1 protein-coding gene is annotated in these 1,804 nt (G+C 65.1%); it reads left to right on the top strand.

Going from position 1 to position 1,804, the window contains the following annotated elements; genetic code table 11:
* Positions 1-1,804 (top strand): non-ribosomal peptide synthetase (locus PV734_RS45650; protein ID WP_319295224.1); only part of this gene is annotated, 1,804 nt, incomplete at both ends.

Here is a 1,804-nt window from a genome sequence, read left to right as displayed (position 1 = left end):
GCGTGTGTTGCGGGCGGTGGTGGTGGATCCGGATGTGCGGGTGGGGGATGTGCCGTTGTTGTCGGGGGTGGAGTTTCGGCGGTTGTTGGTGGAGTGGAATGCGACGGGGGCTGATGAGTCGGGTTTGGTTGATGTGGTGGCTCGGGTGCGGGAGTTGGCGGTGGAGCGGCCGGGTGCGGTGGCTGTGTCGGATGGTGAGGGGGAGGTGTCGTACGGCGAGTTGGTTGGTCTGGTCGACCGGGTCGCTGCGTGTGTGGGGGGTGGGGGTGAGCGTGTGGTGGGTGTGTTGGCGGAGCGTGGTCGGTGGGCTGTTGCTTCGTTGTTGGGTGTGATGGCGGGGGGTGGTGTGTATCTGCCGTTGGACACGCGGGCGCCGGTGGGGCGTTCGGCGGGTTTGGTGGCGGATGCGGGGGTGTCGGTGGTGCTGGCTGGGCCGGGGCTTGCGGGGCTTGCGGCTGGGTTTGGTGCCGAGGTTGTTGCGTTGGGTGAGTTGCCTGCTGTCTCGGCTGTGCCTGTGCCTGTGCCTGTGTCTGTGTCTGCTGTCTCGGCTGTGCCTGTTTCTGTGCCGGTTTCTGTGCCTGTGGTTGGGGATCGGTTGGCGTATGTGCTGTTCACGTCTGGGTCGACGGGTCGTCCGAAGGGGGTGATGGTGCATCACCGGGGGATGAACAATCATCTGTTGGCCAAGGTGGGGGATTTGGGTCTGGGTGCGTTGGATGTGGTGGTGCAGAACGCGCCGTTGACTTTCGATGTGTCGGTGTGGCAGATGCTGGCGCCGTTGGTGGTGGGTGGCCGGGTGGTGGCTGTGGGGGCGGAGCTGGCCGTGGATGCGGTGGGTCTGTTCCGGATGGCGGGGTGTGACGGGGTCACGGTGTTGGAGGTGGTGCCGTCGTTGTTGCGGGCGGCGTTGGATGGCTGGGACGAGGGTGCGCTGGTGCCGGAGCTGGTGTTGTTGCGCTGGCTTGTGGTGACGGGTGAGGAGTTGCCTTCGGAGTTGTGCCGGCGTTGGCTGGCGCGGTTCCCGGGTGTTGCGGTGGTGAATGCGTATGGTCCGACGGAGTGTTCGGACGATGTCACTCATGCGGTGATCGCGGAGGCTGGTGGGCGGGTGTCGTCGCCGATCGGGCGGGCGGTGCGCAACACTCGTCTGTACGTTCTTGATGACGGTCTGCGTGTGGTTCCGGTGGGGGTTGCCGGTGACCTGTATGTGGCTGGTGTGGGTGTGGGTCGTGGTTATCTGGGTGACCCGGGCCGTACTTCGGGTGTTTTTGTCGCGGATCCGTGTGGTGAGCCGGGTACTCGCATGTATTGCACGGGTGACCGTGTGCGTTGGCTGTCGGATGGTCAGTTGGAGTTTCTGGGCCGTCGTGATGCTCAGGTCAAGATTCGTGGTCAGCGTGTCGAGCTGGGTGAGATCGAGGCGCGTCTGCGTGAGGTCGAGGGTGTCAGTGATGCTGTCGTCTCGGTGGTGGAGGGGCGTCTGGTCGGTTACCTCGTCGGGGGCGCCGGCGTGGAGACGGTGGGGGAGTCTGTCTCGGGGGTGTTGCCCGAGCACATGGTTCCTTCTGTCTGGGTCGTTCTGGACTCTGTTCCCCTGACCTCGAACGGGAAGGTCGACCGTAAGGCTTTGCCGGTTCCGGACCTCGAAGTCGTCCCTGGCCGTGCTCCTGCTACTCCTGAGGAGGAGGTTGTCTGTGCTCTCTTCGCCGATCTCCTGGGCCTCGACCGGGTCGGTGCCGATGACGATTTCTTCCGGCTCGGCGGGCACTCCCTCCTCGCCACCCGCCTGATCGCCCGCATCAGG

Origin of the sequence: Streptomyces sp. AK08-02 (genome assembly GCF_033795085.1) — a bacterium.
Taxonomy (GTDB): domain Bacteria; phylum Actinomycetota; class Actinomycetes; order Streptomycetales; family Streptomycetaceae; genus Streptomyces; species Streptomyces echiniscabiei.
This window is presented reverse-complemented; position numbering and strand designations above follow the sequence as displayed.